Origin of the sequence: Rufibacter roseus (assembly GCF_001647285.1) — a bacterium.
GTDB classification, from domain to species: Bacteria; Bacteroidota; Bacteroidia; order Cytophagales; family Hymenobacteraceae; genus Nibribacter; species Nibribacter roseus.
Window position 1 is genome coordinate 131,491 of sequence record NZ_LRML01000004.1, and the last position, 18,701, is coordinate 150,191.

General features: G+C 43.6%; 10 protein-coding genes. 7 read left to right on the plus strand and 3 right to left on the minus strand.

Going from position 1 to position 18,701, the window contains the following annotated elements:
- Positions 1 to 84: 84 nt before the first annotated feature.
- From mdh to A8O23_RS06890, 3 genes are all read left to right on the plus strand, one after another.
- Positions 85 to 1,023 carry a malate dehydrogenase gene (gene mdh, locus A8O23_RS06880; RefSeq protein ID WP_066618646.1) on the plus strand — a complete coding sequence of 313 codons (939 nt, stop codon included), beginning with the start codon at positions 85 to 87 and terminating at the stop codon, positions 1,021 to 1,023.
- 376 nt (positions 1,024 to 1,399) lie between these two features.
- A complete protein-coding gene (locus A8O23_RS06885) occupies positions 1,400 to 1,870 on the plus strand; it encodes an NfeD family protein (protein ID WP_082882937.1) in 471 nt (156 codons plus the stop codon).
- A 93-nt stretch (positions 1,871 to 1,963) separates the two neighbouring features.
- A complete protein-coding gene (locus tag A8O23_RS06890) occupies positions 1,964 to 2,863 on the plus strand; it encodes an SPFH domain-containing protein (protein WP_066618649.1) in 900 nt (299 codons plus the stop codon).
- Positions 2,864 to 3,238: 375 nt separating this feature from the next.
- Here A8O23_RS06890 and A8O23_RS06895 read toward each other — a convergent pair whose 3' ends face one another.
- The 3 genes from A8O23_RS06895 to mutL all read right to left on the minus strand — a co-directional run bounded on the left by A8O23_RS06895 (position 3,239) and on the right by mutL (position 6,986).
- Positions 3,239 to 4,162: a rhomboid family intramembrane serine protease gene (locus A8O23_RS06895; protein ID WP_066618652.1), complete on the minus strand. Its 924-nt coding sequence runs from the start codon at positions 4,160 to 4,162 to the stop codon at positions 3,239 to 3,241.
- 5 nt (positions 4,163 to 4,167) lie between these two features.
- Complete coding sequence (locus A8O23_RS06900) at positions 4,168 to 4,947, minus strand: rhomboid family intramembrane serine protease (protein ID WP_066618654.1); 780 nt, start codon at positions 4,945 to 4,947, stop codon at positions 4,168 to 4,170.
- 140 nt (positions 4,948 to 5,087) lie between these two features.
- A complete protein-coding gene (gene mutL / locus A8O23_RS06905) occupies positions 5,088 to 6,986 on the minus strand; it encodes a DNA mismatch repair endonuclease MutL (protein ID WP_066618657.1) in 1,899 nt (632 codons plus the stop codon).
- Positions 6,987 to 7,491: 505 nt separating this feature from the next.
- Between mutL and A8O23_RS06910 the strand changes: the two genes are divergently transcribed.
- The 4 genes from A8O23_RS06910 to A8O23_RS06925 all read left to right on the plus strand — a co-directional run bounded on the left by A8O23_RS06910 (position 7,492) and on the right by A8O23_RS06925 (position 18,651).
- Positions 7,492 to 10,818 (plus strand): UvrD-helicase domain-containing protein, encoded by a 3,327-nt coding sequence (locus tag A8O23_RS06910; RefSeq protein ID WP_066618659.1) that lies wholly within the window; start codon positions 7,492 to 7,494, stop codon positions 10,816 to 10,818.
- Between the two features lie 44 nt (positions 10,819 to 10,862).
- On the plus strand, positions 10,863 to 13,730 hold the full coding sequence (locus A8O23_RS06915; protein WP_066618662.1) for a PD-(D/E)XK nuclease family protein: 2,868 nt from the start codon (positions 10,863 to 10,865) through the stop codon (positions 13,728 to 13,730).
- Positions 13,731 to 14,441: 711 nt separating this feature from the next.
- A complete protein-coding gene (locus A8O23_RS06920; RefSeq protein ID WP_066618664.1) occupies positions 14,442 to 17,261 on the plus strand; it encodes a restriction endonuclease subunit M in 2,820 nt (939 codons plus the stop codon).
- Between the two features lie 4 nt (positions 17,262 to 17,265).
- The gene (locus tag A8O23_RS06925) at positions 17,266 to 18,651 is read left to right on the plus strand and encodes a restriction endonuclease subunit S (RefSeq protein WP_153042103.1); all 1,386 of its coding nucleotides are present in this window, start codon (positions 17,266 to 17,268) and stop codon (positions 18,649 to 18,651) included.
- Positions 18,652 to 18,701 lie beyond the last annotated feature (50 nt).

Below are 18,701 nucleotides of genomic sequence, written 5' to 3' on the forward strand. Positions count from 1 at the left end.
ATTAGCAATTAATTTCCTAGCTGACGCACTTTTATTTAATTTCGCCGCAAACATTTTAATATAGTCTAACCAAACCCAAGCATAATGAAAGTAACTGTAGTTGGAGCCGGAAACGTAGGGGCCACCTGTGCCGACGTGTTGGCATACCGCGAAATCGCCAATGAAGTAGTGTTAGTGGATATCAAAGAAGGCTTCGCTGAAGGCAAAGCTCTGGATATCTGGCAGAAATCACCTATCAACTTGTATGACACCCGCACCGTGGGTGTAACCAATGATTACAGCCGCACCGCCAATTCAGACGTGGTAGTGATCACTTCTGGTTTGCCGCGTAAGCCAGGCATGACCCGCGACGACCTGATCAGCACCAATGCTGGTATTGTTCGTTCCGTGACCGAGAACGTGATAAAGCACTCTCCGGAGGCTATCATTATAGTGGTTTCTAACCCGCTAGACGTAATGACTTACGCCGCGCACCTTACTTCTAAGCTGCCACGCACGAAGGTGATGGGTATGGCCGGTATCTTAGACACTGCCCGTTACCGCGCTTTCCTGGCTGAAGAGCTGAACGTGTCCCCAAAAGACATTCAGGCGGTATTGATGGGTGGCCACGGCGATACTATGGTTCCGCTTCCGCGTTACACTACCGTAGGTGGTATTCCAGTAACTGAACTGATTGACTCTGCCAAATTAGACGCTATTGTAGACCGCACCAAAAACGGTGGTGGCGAGCTGGTGAAACTAATGGGCACTTCAGCCTGGTACGCTCCGGGTTCAGCAGCTGCTCAAATGGTAGAAGCCATTGTACGTGACCAGAAGCGCGTATTCCCGGTTTGCATTAAGCTGGAAGGCGAGTACGGCATCAACGGCACTTACTTAGGTGTGCCAGTTGTGTTAGGCAAAAACGGCATTGAGAAAGTAATTGAACTGCAACTGAACGAAGACGAAATGGCGCTTCTGAAAGCTTCAGAGAAAGCCGTACGCGAGGTAATGGATGTGTTAGACAACATGCCTGCTAACTCCTAATCATAGTTGATTCTTATAAAAGAAGCCCGGCCACAAGGTCGGGCTTCTTGCGTTTTAGGGCTATTTTTTGAAAAACAGACTAAAAACAGCGCCTTTACCGCATACATTATATTTCACTGCCTTTTTCTTAATGCAGCAATGGTATGGCACCCACTCTGCCTTTACAGATAATTTATAATCATTCAATTCTGGCCAGCTTACCGTAAGAAACCAGTCTTAAAACCGACTAACAGAGTAATAACTTCTGATATCGGTTCAGATTACCTGATTCCTACTCAGTTTCGTAATCATATAAGGAGTGGGGAAATTCCCGACGTATCTAACTACTTGTGAATTAGATCAAAATTTGTATCTTACTGCTATAATATTTAAGACAATGGATATTTCAATTTGGTGGTTATGGTTAGTGGCCGGCATTCTGCTTATAGTGGGCGAAATGTTCACGGTCAGCTTTTATTTCCTCTGGCTGGGTATAGCTGCTCTGGTTGCAGCCGTTCTTTCTTATTTCTTCCCTGAAACGTATTGGCTTCCGCCCGCTGCTGCCAGCGTAACGGGCCTCTTGCTTATAATTTTCACCAAACCGCTTACCGCCCGGGCCAGCATAGCCAAAGGTTTTGATGACCCTGTCCATTTTATGGCCAATCGGGTAGGCGAAATCATTGAGCCCGTGACTCCTACCCGGCTGGGGCTAGTTAAAGTAGGCACGGAAGTGTGGTCGGCTAGTGCTCAGGAAGCATTGTACCCCGGGCAGCAAGTCTTGGTGGTCAGCCAAAGCAGCACGGTGCTGCAGGTGAAACCCTTGGTGGATGAGTTACAGGCAAACCCTCCTCAGCAAGCAGGTATTTAACATCATTCTCCTTAACTAAAGCTTTTTATTTAACCAGCAGCTCTGAGCGTACCAGCTGGTCCTTTCCTTTCTAAACCCACCCTTAAAAAAACTATGACCACATCTCTTATTATTCTTGGTGCCGTTATTCTGTTGATGGCCATGTCTATCCGAATCATCCAGCAACAGCGGGTGGCGGTGGTAGAACGGCTGGGCAAGTTCCAGCGCCTCATGCACCCCGGCCTGAACCTCTTCATACCTTTTATGGATAGGGTGCGGGTGTACCACGATTTACGCATTCAGCAGGCCAATGTGCCACCGCAGACGGTTATTACCCGCGACAACGTACAAGTGCTCATTGACACCATTGTCTTCTATCAGGTTGTGGGACCAGAGCAGGCCACTTATGGTATTTTTGACTATGTAATGGGCGTGCGGAACATCACCACCGCCACCATGCGCCAGATTATCGGAAATCTGGAACTAGACGAAACCTTGTCAGGACGCGAGCGCATTTCCGCTGAAATCAGAACCGCTTTGGACGAGGCCACCGAGAAGTGGGGCGTGCGTATTGAGCGTGTAGAGGTAATTGACATAAAGCCGCCGCTTGACATTCAAGAGGCCATGGACAAGCAGATGAAAGCCGAGCGTTACCGCCGCGCCACCATTCTGGAAGCCGAAGCCGCCAAACAAGACATGATCCTTCGGGCTGAAGGTGACAAGACCAGTAAGATTCTTAGAGCCGAAGGGGAACGTGCTTCCGCTGAGTTACAGGCCTTGGGTGAAGCCCGCGCCATTTCAGACGTGGCTGAAGCCGAGAAAAGACGAATCCAACTTCTTATTGAGGCCGGCCTAGATGATAGGGTGCTAACCTACCAATCGTTTGAGGCACTGGAGAAGATTGCCATGGGGCCAGCTAATAAAATTTTCATCCCTACCACCGCTGTGGAAACCCTGGGCAGCATTGGCGCCATCGGCGACATGCTGAAAGCCAGCGGTACAGGGAAAGCTTAAGCTGTTTTAGACCTATTTTAGAGAAAACAGTCCCAAAACAAAAAGAAGGCCCTGATGGATAACCATCAGGGCCTTCTTTTTGCCTAAGCTTTGTTGTTGTTGTTGTTGTTGTTGTTGTTGTGTGTAGAGTTAGCGCAGCGCTCTACGCACAGCCGGACAGCCAATCTCCAGATTGGCGTTGCATATCAGATAGTATAGCTTGTCAGAAGCAAGATTTAAAGGATGCAATTGGCAGCGGCTACTGGCACAGACACTAGCAGGTCTGAAAGACACTGCTAGGTCTTTTGGTCAACCCTTGATTCTGTCTAAATAGAAAGCTATGTTTCTTGCCCCCTTAACCCCAAAATCGAACAACGAATAACTAATTACGCCCCCCTACTTCTGGCTTGCCTTAAACAGTTTCTGCTTTTCTTCTTTCGTAAGGCTTTCGTAACCTGATACAGAGATCTTGTCTAGAATCTGATCTATTTCTATTTGGGACGGGGACATGGAGCCTGAGTGAGATGGGCTCTGCGCTCTTGTGGAAGCAGAGGTACCAGAGCTGTATGGCCGGCTGGGGTTGTTATAAGCCACCTTTAGCGGACGGCGCTTCTGGAACAGGCCACTGAAAAAGCCCAATACCGCCTGCACCGGACGCCCCAGGTCAGTGCCGCTTTGCAGTTGTTTTATGTACAGGAACCCGAGCAGAGCACCGCCAATGTGCGCAATATTTCCGCCTGCGTTACCGCCTGTTGCCCCAGAAATAGACAAGAGCACCATCACCGCAGCTATGTACTTTATCCGCACCGGGCCTATCAAAATCAAGTTGAAGGTGTAGTTGGGCAACAATGTGGCGGCGGCTACCATTACGGCAATCACACTGCCAGATGCACCAATCATAACGGCGTTTCCCTGGCTGTACAAATAGGGAATAGTATTTTGAGCCAGCAGAAACAACAGACCTCCGGCCAAGCCACCCAACACATACAAGTTCACCAAGCGCTTATCTCCTAAATACTCCCGCACCAACATCCCAAACCAATACAAATTCAGCATGTTGAAGATGATGTGCAGAAAATCCAGGTGCGTGAAGAAATAGGTAATGATCGTCCAGGGCCGGTACGCAAACATACCCATGTCTGATGGTATCCTGAAAAAGCTCATCAGATACGCAAAGGCGGCGGGGCCGGCGGTGAAATACATTATCATCCGGAGAACGAGCAGCACCGCAAACACCACCACATTGATAAGAATGAGCTGGTGCAGAACGTTGTTCCCGCGGCTGAACGCCGATTTTATATCGTCAAAAATGCTGGTCATAGATATTAGTAGAAGTTATTGCGTTGCCGCTCCCAAATCTTGAGTAGGATATACGCGAAAATCATGCCCCCGATATGAGCAAAATGCGCCACGTTATCTCCCGGATTCCGCTGCACACCCGCATATAACTCAAATGCACCGTATAAAAACACAAAGTACTTGGCTTTGATTGGGAACGGGAAAAACAGCAGGAACAGCTTTGTGTTGGGGAACAGCATACCAAAGGCCATCAATATCCCAAACACCGCCCCAGACGCACCTAACATACTGCCATTCACCACCCGCTCAGACACGAGTTGGACAAATTCTTTTGTTTCTGCAATTAGCTGTGGATTTTCAGGGTTGCGGTAAAAGTCTACCAACACCTGCTCATACCGTTGGGTGTTCAAATTTGCCGCTTCCAGCAGCCGCTTAAAATCAATTGGGTCTGGGTTCTGCAGGAAAGCGGTGGCAGCATCCATCACCTGACTCACCTCGTAGTACCTAATGCCCATGTACAGCAAACTGGCTCCCAAACCGGTTACAAAATAAAAAATAAGAAAGCGCTTTCCGCCCCAGTGGTGCTCCAGCATGGGCCCGAATATAAACAAGCTGAACATGTTGCTGAACAGGTGCATGGTGTCACCGTGCATGAACATGTGCGTGATAAACTGGTGAGGTCTGAAGTACTCAGACCTTGGGTCGTGCAGGGCAAATAAATCAACCGGAAACAAGTTGCCGCTCGCGAAGTACAAAAGCACGTTCACAATCAGCAGGTTCCGCACCGTTGGTGTGATAGGTGGCATATAAGTTAGTTCTTAGAGCTGGTACAACTTTAGCAACAGCTTCTTGTTAGTTTTGATAGTTTATAAACTCTCCCCCTCTTTCTGTCATTATTCGTTTTTGGCTTCTTTTTAGAAAAACAGACCAAAAACGGGCATTAAAATTATTTCAGAAACAGGTCCTGCAACTGGTTTGTCTGCAAAATAACCAAAGTCTTCTGACCGCCGGGCGTATAGTTAGGAACTTGGCACGCAAAGAGCCTATCAACCAGCGCATTCATTTCATGGTCAGTTAAGCGGCCGGTCTGGCGGGAGGCTACGCGTTTGGCCATGGCCCTAGCCAAGTTTTCCTGCCTGTCTACCTTTAACGACGAAAGATTGTTCTTATATTGTTCCAGGAGCCCCTCAATCAGCTCCCGCTCGTCGCGCAAAGGCACTTCGGCAGGTATACCGTTCACCACCAACGTATTCTGCCCGAACTCATTGAAGATAAAACCCAGCGCTTTGAATTCCTCGGCCAGCTCCATCACCAGCGAATAGTCGGCGGGCGAAAGGTGCAGGGTTTGCGGGAACAGCAGTTGCTGGGAGGCTCCTGAACGTTTTCCCAACGCCTGGCTGTATTTTTCAAACAGAATCCGCTCCTGGGCTGCCTGCTGGTCTACCACCATCAGTCCGCTCTTCACTTGCACCATAATGTACTTCTGATGCACCTGCAGGGTTTTAGAACCGCCAGTTGCCGCTGAAGCAGTGGCGGCAAAACTATCTTCTTCCTCCGCAAACAATTTACTCTCGCCGGTATTTGCTTCTTGCTGCGCCTGTCGCAAAGCAGAGGGGGTGAAAAAGCTTTCATCCCGCCCGCTCCCGCCCGCAGAGGCGCGGCTGGTAAAGGTGTTGCTACCTGTGGCAGAGGCGGCAGAAACTGGCCGCGCCGAAGGCGAAGAAAAAGCAGGAGGCATTGAAGATGCCCGTGGAGCCTGTGCCGGAGCGGCCTCAAAATCCATGGACGCCGGAAATTTGGTTGGCTGTAAGGGGATATAATTCACATCGGCCCCAAAGTCTAATGAAGGCGCAATATTGTGCAGCCCAAGGCTTTGCTTTACCGCCGCCCGCACAATGGCGTATACCGTTTTTTCGTCCTCAAACTTAATCTCGGTTTTGGTAGGGTGCACGTTTATGTCTATCGTTTCGGGGGCTATTTCCAAAAACAAGACGTAAAACGGAAAGCTGTCTTTTGGCAGCAGCCCCTCATAAGCCGTCAGCACCGCGTGGTTCAGGTATTGGCTTTTGATGTAGCGGTTGTTCACAAAAAAGAACTGCTCCCCGCGGCTTTTCTTCGCAAACTCCGGCTTCCCGATATAGCCTTTGATGGTCAGAAACGGCGTGTTCTCCTCACAGCTGGCAAGCTGCTCTTTATACTCTTTCCCGAAGATGGAGACAATGCGCTGGCTCAGCTTTCCGGCCGGCAAATTCATTACCTCCACCTCGTTCTGATACAGCGTGAAGGCAATCTCAGGGTTTGCCAAGGCTACCCGCTGAAACTCATCCAAAATGTGCCGCATCTCCACCGGGTTACTTTTTAGGAAGTTGCGGCGAGCGGGCACGTTAAAGAAGAGGTTCTTCACGCACACCACGGTACCCTCGGCCATGGCCACCGGCTCCTGCTTCAGAACTTCGTTGCCTTCAATGGTCAGGCAGGTACCCAGCTCCGTGCCGCGGGCGCGGGTTTTCAGCTCTACCTGGGCCACGGCGGCAATAGAGGCCATAGCCTCGCCCCTGAACCCCATGGTCCGGATGCGGAACAAGTCCTCTGTGCTTTGTATTTTAGAGGTGGCGTGGCGTTCAAAGCACATACGGGCATCCGTCTCGGTCATGCCCAGGCCGTCGTCTACCACCTGAATGAGCTGCTTGCCCGCGTCTTTTACAATCAGCTGCACGCTGGTACTCTTCGCGTCTACGCTATTCTCCAACAATTCCTTCACCACCGAGGCCGGGCGCTGCACCACCTCGCCGGCGGCGATCTGGTTGGCCAGGTACTCGGGCAACAAACGGATAATATCTGCCATATAAACCTTACTCTATTATAAACGCCAAAATCAGGCAGAAAACATGGGGCTAAAGGAAGCTTTTAAATAAAGCACCTCTATTTCCACACATACAATTTGAAACAATACTCACTCAGGCTCATCAAAATCTTAACGCGGCCTTTCGTTAGAAGCTGGAACGATTTCACAAAAGTCTCAAGCTATTCTGCAGGCGTGGCTAAAAGCAGAGAGCTAACTTCATTATCTTAATGAGCAACGGGCGAAGTTCGCCATTGGCCACTTTAAAGGCAAATATGTTTAGGCCTTGGAGATGTTATTCTTGATAGTCATCATGTTAATATCTTACAGTTAAGTAATTGATCTCGAATGTTCTTAAGCAGCCTTTATGAAGCTTTTTCAGAAGCAGTAATATTTATCAAATTAACAAGGGTCTTTAAGTCCCTAGTCATTTAAAAATTTATTGTTGATTATATATAGAAATAATATATCTAAATTACTTATCCTTATTACCTATCTCGCTTTTAAAATGAGCTTAACCATACTCCGTGCATCAGCTGGTAGTGGCAAAACCTATGCCTTAACCATGAACTACCTGCAGTTACTTCTGGGCCAAGATGATCCTACCTATTTCCGGAGTATCCTCGCCGTAACTTTTACTAATAAGGCAACGCAGGAAATGAAAACCCGCATTCTGAAGGAACTGGAATTGATTGCTTCTGGCCAAACAGATAAGGGTATGGGCAAAGCCCTTTTAGAATCTATTGATATAAATCCCGTTGACCTTCAAAACCGAGCTAAAAACGCTTTGGTTAGCATATTGCATAACTTCAGCCATTTCAACGTCAGCACCATTGATAGCTTTTTCCAGAAGGTAGTCCGTTCTTTTGCACGCGAGGCCAATTTGTCAGCTGGCTATACGATAGAATTAAACATTGCCAAGGTTTTGGAAGAGCTGACAGACCAACTGATGGATAATGCGGAGAAGGATGATTTTCTGCGCAATTGGCTTGTAAGATTTTCAACAGAACAGATAAGCCAGGGAAAGCCTTGGGATATCCGCAAAAATCTGCACAAGCTAATTGGAGAAGTGGTGAAGGAGGGATTTGCAGACCAAGAGGAGGGTCTGAAACAATTATCAAAAGACAGAACTGTTTCTCAGAAATTCTTAGACAGCCTGATTAAAATTAAGAGGGACTTTGAGGCGGAAATGAGGCAAATTGGCGAAGAAGCTTTAGAAGCAATTGATAATGCAGGTCTTTCGGTTGATGATTTTAGGGGTGGAAGTACAAAAAGTGTTGCGAAGTATTTCAAGAAAATAGCCAGCGGCTCTAATTATGAGCCAACCAAAACAAACAGACAAATTCTTAAGGAAGGATTAACATGGTTTACTGGAGATATAAAAAGAGATAAATCTGGAAAACTAGCGTTAATAGCAGCTCTTGGCTCAGCCTGTTTGGACGCCTGCCTTGAGGAAGCGATAAGCCTATATGATAATGGACGTTACAAAGAGTACTGTTCAGCCTGCGCCGTACTGGAGCACTTTACTACTTGTGCTTTATTAGGTGAGTACTTGCAATTACTGAATGACTATAGGAAAGACAACAATGCACTACTCATATCTGATGTAGCGGAAATACTGAATGAGATCATAGGGAAAGATGAAGCTCCTTTTGTATATGAGAAAACCGGCAACCGCTATAACCATTTTCTCATTGACGAGTTCCAAGACACCAGCCGCATGCACTGGAACAACTTCTATCCATTATTAGGAAACAGTATAGCTTCGGGTAACAAAAACTTAATAGTTGGGGACCCAAAGCAGAGCATATACCGTTGGCGCGGCGGTGATCTTAGGCTAATGCTACAAGATGTTGAAAAGGATCTACACTCTGTCACTAAGGAACAGCTACAGCACAATTGGCGAAGCAGCAAAGAACTAATAGCGTTCAACAACTGCCTATTTAAGCATGCGGCAGAAGTGGTAGCGGAAGTAGCTGAAGTAGCAGCAGCAGAAAAAAAGCAGTTCCCTAAAGAACGCGAAGATATCATAGACGGCCTGTTAAATAACATAGAAGCTGTATATGAACAAAGTGAACAGTTATTCCCTGAAGAAAATGCCATCAACAATAACAGTGGATTTATTCAGGTGCAACTTGTGAGTGACCAAAACAGAGGTCAAAATGCTTTGGGGCTTACATTTAAAGAGCAGGCCAAAGCATTATTAATAAACAGTATAACAAAGAGTTGTAACGCCGGTTATGTCCTTCAAGACATAGCACTACTCGTACGAAGCAACGGTGAAGCAAGAGAACTAGCCTCCTTTTTAGCTGAGCATGGGTTTGATGTTTTGAGTGAGGAGGCCCTGCGGTTAGGTGCTGCTACTTCTGTGCAGTTAATGGTAAACCTCTTGCATTTGCTGCACAACATCAAAAATAAGCCTGCTATTGCTGCCGCAGTAAAATTATATGCCGCTGTTAGAAATTTGAGTTGCCCGGATGCTACCACACTAGCAAAAGCAGCTACGGCAGGCATGAGTGATATGGCAGGTCTATTACCCGAAGAATTTACCAGAGAGCATATCAGCCTGAGCCGGATGGCCCTCTATGACCTGTGCAGCCGCTTATCACGCATATTTGGGCTCAACACGTTGCGTGATGAAGAGCATTACTTGGAAGCCTTTATGAATGAAGTGCACCGTTACAGCCATGAAGAAAACGGAGACCTCGGCGGCTTCTTGGAATGGTGGCAGGAAGAGGGCGCCAAACAAAGCCTCAAACGTGACCAGGCTCCTAATGCTATCCGAATCTTAACCGTTCATAAAAGTAAGGGATTGCAATATCCGGTTGTCATCATACCATTCTGTAACTGGAAACTTGATGTAGACACCCAAGGGAAAACCAACATCATTTGGGCTGATTGTAAACCGGAAGGAGTTACCGCTATGCATAAACTCCTCTTCCAAAGCTTGCCTCTCTCGGGTGTACCAATTACTTATAAGAGTGAGTTGTCCTCTACTTATTTCAGCTTCGAGCATCTGCAGGAAAAGCTTCAGGCTTATTTGGATAACCTGAACCTGTTATATGTTGCCCTCACCCGCGCAGAAGATGCCTTACTTATCACGGCGCAAGATGTAGACGAAGGAGGTAGAAGCCGTCATGTTGGTTGGTTAATCAAGGAGTGCCTTACCAGTATGAACGCACCATCAGAGGAACAATATAGCTCTATAGGTGTTGAAGAATTTCAATACAAACAAGCTGCTTTCGGTAGGTTAACTCAAAAAACAGTGAAGGAAACAGTTACTGCTTCTGAAGAGAACTCTTATCATACGCCACTAAAGAGCTGGGATCATGTGCTGCGTTTGCGCCGCCATGCCAAACCTGTTTATATAGAAGCCAATGAGCACATAGCCCAAAGCATAGATTATGGCACATTGGTACATGATGTATTGGCTAAAGTAAAATACCTAGACTCGTTACCTACAGTACTGAAAAGTATGCAGCTTACGTCAGAGATAACACAGAAGGATGCTGAAATCCTGGAAAATAAAATGAAGACACTGCTCCAAAATACACAAGTGGCGTCTTGGTTCAGTACCGATTGGCAGATACTCAATGAGCAACCCATACTTGGTGTAGGTGGTGAAATTCACCGCCCAGACAGAATATTATTAAATGGGAAACAAGCAGTTGTGATAGACTATAAAACGGGTGCACACAGCAAGTCACACCATAAACAGCTTAGGCGGTATATGAGCCAACTAGAGCAAATGGGATTTGAAGCAGAAGGGTACCTCCTTTACATCAAAGAAGAAACTCCTGTAGTGCAAGTAGAAAAAGAGGCCCTTCTTGCATAAAGTGCTAGTAGCTTCTTTTCCTTTACCAATAACAACACCCTTTTATGAGCATTGATTTTCTACAGGAAGTAGCCAATACCCTATTCAAAGATTACAGCGGACGTTTTCATCAATTACAATTAGTTTTTCCCAATCGCAGAGCAGGTCAGTTTCTTCTAAAGCATTTGGCTCAAAAAAGCCAAGTTCCTACGTGGGCTCCACGGGTGCTGAGTATGGGTGAATTCCTGGAACAGTTCTCCGACTTAAAGCGGGCTGACACCCTCCAACTTTGCTTTAAGCTATACCCAATCTACAAAAATCTAATGCCTGGGGACGAGTCCTTCGATCAGTTTTATGCGTGGGGAGAGATTATTTTAAAAGATTTCAATAACCTGGATCAAGCCTGCGTTGATGCTGAAAAAGTATTCTTCCACCTGAAGGATATAAAAACCCTAGAAAGCGATGATCTGTTAAGTGACGAGCAAAAGACCGCTCTTCAGGCTTTCTATGGCAGCTTTACTGAAGACAAAAAATTATCTGGTCATAAAGAAAGATTTCTGGCTTTTTGGGAAGTATTGCCTAAGCTTTACAAAGAGTTCAGGGAAACGCTCCTACAGGAAAAAGTAGGATATAGCGGGCTTATCGCCAAAAGCGTAGCTGAACAAGCCCGATATCTTGACACCCTGGAGGACCAAACAATTTTATTCTGCGGATTTAATGACTTAACCAAAGTTGAAGAGAAAGTAATAAAACAGCTAATTAAGAAAGACAAAGCCCGAATTTTCTGGGATGTAGATGCCCATTTACTAAAACCAGAACAAGAAGCGGGGCTATACATGCGTCGGTGGTTAAAAGATGAAGTACTAGGTCCTACTTTCCCAGCTCAAGTTCCGAATCTCTTATCTAATAAGCTGCAAGAAACGATACAGCTTACAGAGCTGCCATTGGAGCATGCGCAGGCGCGCGAGGCTGGGCGGCAGTTGCAGCAGCAGTTAGCAGAAATTGGCGTGCCCAATGACCAGGAACTAACTCGTACGGCTGTGGTACTCCCAGATGAAAGCCAGTTGTTTCCTTTTCTATATCAATTGCCTACCGCCCTTGAAAACTCTACGGTAAATGTTACCATGGGCGTACCCCTCCGGGTAACTCCTGTCTACAGCTTGTTAGATGCTTTGCTGGAGCTTCAAAAGACATGCGTAAAATCTGAAACAAATCAGTTTCATTACAAACCTATTACTACATTGCTCCGGCACCCCTATGTACGTGGCCTAAACCCGAAACTCACCTATGGTGTTCTTCAGGAAATTGAAAAGAACAGCAAACGTTACGTAAGCGAAGCTGAACTGCAGCAAGACAAACAACTCGCAGTCATCTTTAAATGTACCTCTTCTGGAAAAGGGATTGGGAAATATTTATTAGAGGTTCTTGAGGTGGTAAACAAGCACCTTAGAAAGGACCAGGCTGCACAGCGAACTCTGGAAGAAGAGTATATTACCCGTACCCGGACTCAGCTGGAAAATATGCTGGAAACAGCAGAAGAAGCTGACATAGAAATGAGTTCTGATCTGTTGGAAAAACTAATACGGCACCTTCTCCAACAGCTCTCCATTCCGTTTACAGGTGAGCCTTTGCAAGGCCTTCAGGTAATGGGTATGCTGGAGACCAGGTGCCTAGATTTTGATAACCTATACATCCTCAGCTTAAATGAGGGTGTATTGCCAGCCGCCTCTGATGAACCTTCTCTGATTCCTTACTTTATACGGAGCGCCTATGGGCTCCCTACTACAGACCAGCATGATGCCATTTACGCCTATCACTTTTACAGGCTTCTGCAACGAGCTAAAAAGGTACATTTGTTTTACAGCAGCTATCGGGCAGGTGGCAAACAAAGTGAACTGAGCCGCTTTGTAAAGCAGTTATTATTTGAGTTATGGCCATGTGTAACACCACAGCAACTCCATCTAAAAGCCAAACCGGCTGCAACTTCAGCACTTGACCTTAAAAAATCTGATGTACTGCCTGCGCTTTTAAAGTATATAGATAACGGTGAGCAAGCGAAGCCCCTCTCCCCTAGCGCTTTGAATACCTGGCTCCATTGCCGCACGCAGTTCGCTTTCCGATACCTTGTCGGAATTAAAGAGCCTGATGAAGTACAAGAAGATGTAGATAACTCTGTCTTCGGTAAGCTTATGCACAAGGTACTACAGGATTTCTATGAAGAGTATAGAGAAGGTTCTAAGGTAACCAAAGAAGGTATTGATCAGAAACTAAATGAGTTGCCGCTATTAGAAAGAGTTACTAACGCTTATCAGGCGGAGTCCGGGACAGTACCTTTTCTGGGCCGCAATAGCTTACCATTGCACATGGTGGCTGAAATGGTAAAGCAGGTATTGGAAGTAGATATGGCCTATGCCCCTTTCCATATTATAGGATTAGAAAAAACCTACAATATGGCAATTGATGTTCCTTACGGAGACTCAAATCAAACCATGCGCTTGAAAGGACACATTGATAGAATAGACGAGAAAAACGGAGAAGTAAGAGTCTTAGATTATAAGACCGGTAAAGATATTCGCGCTTTCAAAACCATACCAGAGTTGTTTGACCGGGAAACAAAAGACAGAAACAAAGCCGCCATGCAGGTGCTTCTATACTCGTTGCTTTTTAGACTTAACAACAAAGAGGAGCTTGATGGTAAAAACGTGGTGCCAGCACTATACAATAGCAAAGAGCTATACAGTAAGGGCTTTGATGCTAAGTTAAGTGCAGGAGATGAAAAACTTCTTTCTTTGACAAAGGCACAAGCAGATGAGATAGAACATCAGGTTAAAAAACTGTTAGAAGAAGTACTATCTTCAGATGGTGTTTTAAATCAGCGTGAGGAAATCAAGGGTTGTGAGTATTGTGGGTATGCAGGAATTTGCGGGAGGTAGTTAATTGTGAGGTACATACTACCTAATAGTAAAAAATTACTATACAATAATAAAAAAGTGAATAATGCTTAAAGCTTAAGACATGGTATATTTGTATATGGTTATTATTGATTAACTAGTTTATGTGGCTACTCACATCTAAGATGAGTTGCAGAAAAATGCTGTTACGCTTAGAAAGCATAGTCTATCATAAAGCCCCCACTTATAATGAAATTCAACAACAACGCATACTTCAATTCAAAAGGTGATAGCAAAATTGGGCAAATTACGAAAGCTTCTTTATAAATAATATAGGAAGTCAAATGGCCTGTGACAAATGGCACGTTTCGCTAGAAAGCAATTTTATTCATTACTGAGAATAGTGGGTCTTAGCTAAAGTTTCTATTTAGCAGTCGTAAATCATAAATTTTTAATGGCGGGCTAACAGCAGGAAGAATAGTCTAATAGGTGTTAGCTACTACATGAATACTTTTTAAAAAGGCGGAAACAAAAGTTCTTGATGAACCAACTATTCTTAGCAAGATAAAAAGAGATAATAAATTGCTAGCAAGGGACAGATTAAGTCATTGATTGTTTTTACTAGAATAAAAACAATAGAATGTTTATTATTTGGCTAATTGACAAGTTGATTAACCAAGTGGAATATTGATAATTGTCATTGCAGCCAATGTTGGCCGCAGATGGAAAAAAGTTAAAATAGTTTAGAAAAAAATGAATGCACATCAGGTAATAGATAAGATCTTTAGAGATCCTAACGTAAAGTACGAACTTACTGAATTTGAAGGATTAGGTAAGCCTATTCACGAAATGTTAACTATCTACAGTAAGAACGGGACCGGAAAACAAACTGGAAAAAAACTTTTTTACATCAAGCCTCTTGCTCCTTTACACTCTGGGAAAGAAGAAGTTTTAATATATATCGAGGATGGAAAATCTTCACCTGAAGAAGTAGTTCGTCAACTTTGGTTGTACAAATTGATTAATTATTACAATTATAAAACAGACCAAATTGAATGTGAAATTCCGGTTCAGTTTGGCACAGAAGTCAATACTAAGTTTGCAGACATTGCGGTATATCGAGATAACACCAAGCAAACTGTAAAATTGCTTTTCGAAATTAAGAAGCCGAAAAGAAAAGAAGGCATAGAGCAACTTAAAACTTATTTAGGTGCTAAGGGAAATCCTATTGGCATTTGGTCCAATGGTTCAGATAGGTTGATTTTGTACAGACCGCAAAACAGGGATTTTGATACCTTATCTGAAATACCAAAAGTTAACGAGGAGGAAAAAGATGTATTAGAGGTAAAGAGAACACTGGCACAGCTTAAGACTTCTTTTAATTTCAAGAAAATCATTCAGGATCTGGAAGAACTTGTGTTGGCTGATAGTGGAGTGGATGAATTCAACGAAATTTTTAAAATCATTTTTGCCAAGATCTGGGACGAAAAAGAAGCAAACGACAACCGCAGAACTAGACCTAACAAAGAAGTTGAATTTAAAAAATTTGAAGATGCAGAATTGACATACGATACGATTAATGGACTTTTTAGAAGGGCTTGTAACGAATGGCAAGGTGTTTTTGAAGAAAATGAAAACATCAAGCTAAGAAAAGACCACTTGCAAGTGTGTATTGGTCCGGTAGAGCCTGTGCGCTTGATGGGGTCCAACCTCCGCATTATGGATGATGCTTTTGAATATTTGCTGCCTACCGAAGCCAAGAAAAAGAAAGGACAGTTTTTTACGCCACGCCATGTGATAGAAATGTGTGTGCGAATGCTTAACCCACAAGATAATGAATATGTTATGGACCCAAGTTGTGGTTCGGCAGGATTCCTTTTGCACGCTATGGAATGGGCAGTGCCCGCAGTTACTACGCAAGAGCAGGAACTGAGAAAACACCGATATGCCAGCAAATATTTGTGGGGAATTGATTTTGAAGCCAGAGCCGCCAAAACTTCAAGAGCCTTGATGTTAATTGCAGGTGACGGACATACCAACATTTTCGGACCCGATGTGAGCAGCATTGATCCACGCACATGGTACACCACTAAATCAGGACAATACCTGATGACTGAATTAAGCAAACATTCTTCTCTTCTTAAAGCACGTGTACCCGAAGGTGAGACATTCAAAGACGATGACAAAGCTTGGGAATATTTCGGAGAAATGAATTTTGATGTTATTCTAGCCAATCCGCCCTTTGCAGGAGAGATGAGAGATAAGAAGATGCTTTCTCAGTACGATTTGGCTAAGCCTGCTCTTAAAAGAGCTAAAGATAAAACAGCCAAAGAAGAAAGAGATGTATTGTTCATTGAACGCATCGTTAAAATGCTACGTCCCGGAGGTAGAGCGGCTATCGTGTTACCACAGGGTAAATTTAACAATTCATCGCTGGCATTCATACGTGAATGGATTTTGAGAAAGGCCCGTTTGTTGGCGGTTGTGGGTTTGCACGGAAATTCGTTTAAACCTCACACCGGAACCAAAACGTCGGTGCTCTTTATCCAAAAATATACCCAAGCTCAACTGGATAATATCATAAAGATTCAAAGGGAAGTGGAAAACAGTTGCCCTGATTATGCAAATCAAATCCAAGAATTATTATATCAATTTGAAAATACATTAGACATACCCGAAGAAGAAATTCCTGAAAATATTTACGAGTTAATTTTAGAAGAATATCCCGAACCAGAAATGGCTGAGGAAGAGAATGCAGATAGTGAAAAGGAAACTTCAGAAGATGAGGAGACAGAAGAAACTACAGAGCTCACCTTAGAAGAAAAACTCGATCTGTTGGATGAGCGCATTTCTGAATTAAAAGATAGTTTGCTGAAGACAAAAACTAAATTGGAAGGCTTAAATGATGAAGTAGAGGCCCTGGTACTTACCCAAAAGGCGGAAATAGAAATTGCCAAGGACAACTGGGAAGGAACTAAGGCTGCCTGTACTGCACACATTAAGTCCATCAAAGAAGCGCACAAGATAGCCTTAAAAACTTTGAAAGATGGCCAAAAAGAAAAAGCGAAGCAGTTAAAATCTGAAATAAAGAGTTACGAAAATGCCATTCCGTTGGCAGTAGAAGAAAAACTTCTACTTACCAACAAAGGTAAATTACAACTCCTGCTAAACAATGATGACAGTATAGAAAAATTACGAAATCGTTTTATAGATGCCGAAGTAGCCAAACGTTCAGATTATGACATTTTTATGGCCGTGAGTGAGCGCGGTGGCAAGAACAACAGTGGCGACTATATATATAGGACCGATAAAGACGGCAACATAGTAGAAGATGCCTTCGGCAACCCTGAGATAGACCAAGATTTGGTAAACCATAAAATTTCCAGAAACGAACTGCTTTCAATGGTAGCCGCCCAAGGACACTCCTTACAAACGGCAACAGCAGAAGCAAGCACACTGCCCATGGCCGCTGACTCTAACGGAAAATACCTAGCCAAAGAAAAAAAACTGTGTATAGCCGAAGCCTTTGTACAATTTGCGATTGAACAAGAATTTGACTTCTGGAAAAATTAATATTATGGCATCAATAACACAAGTTCGTTTAACCGATACAATTTCAGAAAATAGATGGGCTGCTGAATATTTTGACCCAAAATACGCCTTTCAACCTAACGAAAAATATAAATGGATTAGATTGGGAAAGACTTTTACAAAGTGTCAGTATGGAATTTCTATATCGATGAACGAAAAGTTAAAAGGATTCCCAATATTTCGGATGAATGAAATCAATAACTGTGTATTAGAAAAAGCTAAGAAATATGCTAATATTCCTAAAGCTATTTTTGAAAAGTACAAGTTATTGCCTAATGATGTATTATTTAACAGAACTAATTCTATTGATTTTGTTGGAAGAACAGGGATTTTTAAAGAAGGAGAAGAAAGTACTTTCGCATCTTATTTAGTGAGAGTAAACACGAATGAAGACTTAGTTCTACCGGAATTCTTAACAATGTACTTAAATACAGAATTTGGTAAAGGTCAAATTCGTAGAAGAGCAATGCCATCCATTAACCAAGCAAATGTCTCTGCTGCAGAATTGAGGAGGATTTTTATTCCATTAGTTGATTTAGTTGAGCAAAACTCTTTAAAAAAAATATTTAATAGATCATACAATCTAAAAAAAGAATCCCAAGCCCTCTATCAAAAAGCCACCCAACTTTTGGAACAAGAATTAGGATTAGATAAAATCACGTTTGAAAAACCTAAACGTTATTCAGCTAGGTTTAGTGAGGTAGTGAATAGCAATCGAGCGGATGGAGAATTTTATAATCCAGAGTTAAAAAACTATTATAAATATATTACTGAAACACAGGGAAGGATTTTAAAACCGCTTACTTACTTTACCAAGGTAATAAAGTTCAGTAATCCAGATTATGCGTCAGAAGGTGTACCCATTATTACTCAAAAACACCTGACAAAAATTTCTCCAGAAGGTTATAATAGCTTCCCGATTGCTTCTGAAGAGTGGGTTTCAAAGAATTCTGCTGCTTTACTGCGAGAAAATGATTTACTATTCTATTCAGTAGGAGCTTATCTTGGTAAAACAAACATTTGGTTTAGTGATGACAGAGCTGTCCACGCAAGTTTCATCACCATGTTGAGGTGTGATAATAAATTTGATGCAGGATATTTGATGGTTTTATTAAATTCTAAATACGGTATTCTTCAATCTAAAGTATACCAAAGCGGTTCTTCACAGCCATACATATACCCAAAAGATATTCGTCAATTTTTGATTCCAGATATTAACGAAGATTTAAAAAAACAACTTTATGAATTGATTAGATCAAGCTATGATTCAAAAATTGAATCACAGAGATTGCTTGAAAAAGCTAAAGCAAGAGTGGAACAATTGATTGAAGAAGGAAGTCAAACCAAGGTACAATCTTCTACTACAGCCTAAGTTCTGACGCAATAGAAGTATTGGCGTATTATAAAGCGGCTGAATATAGT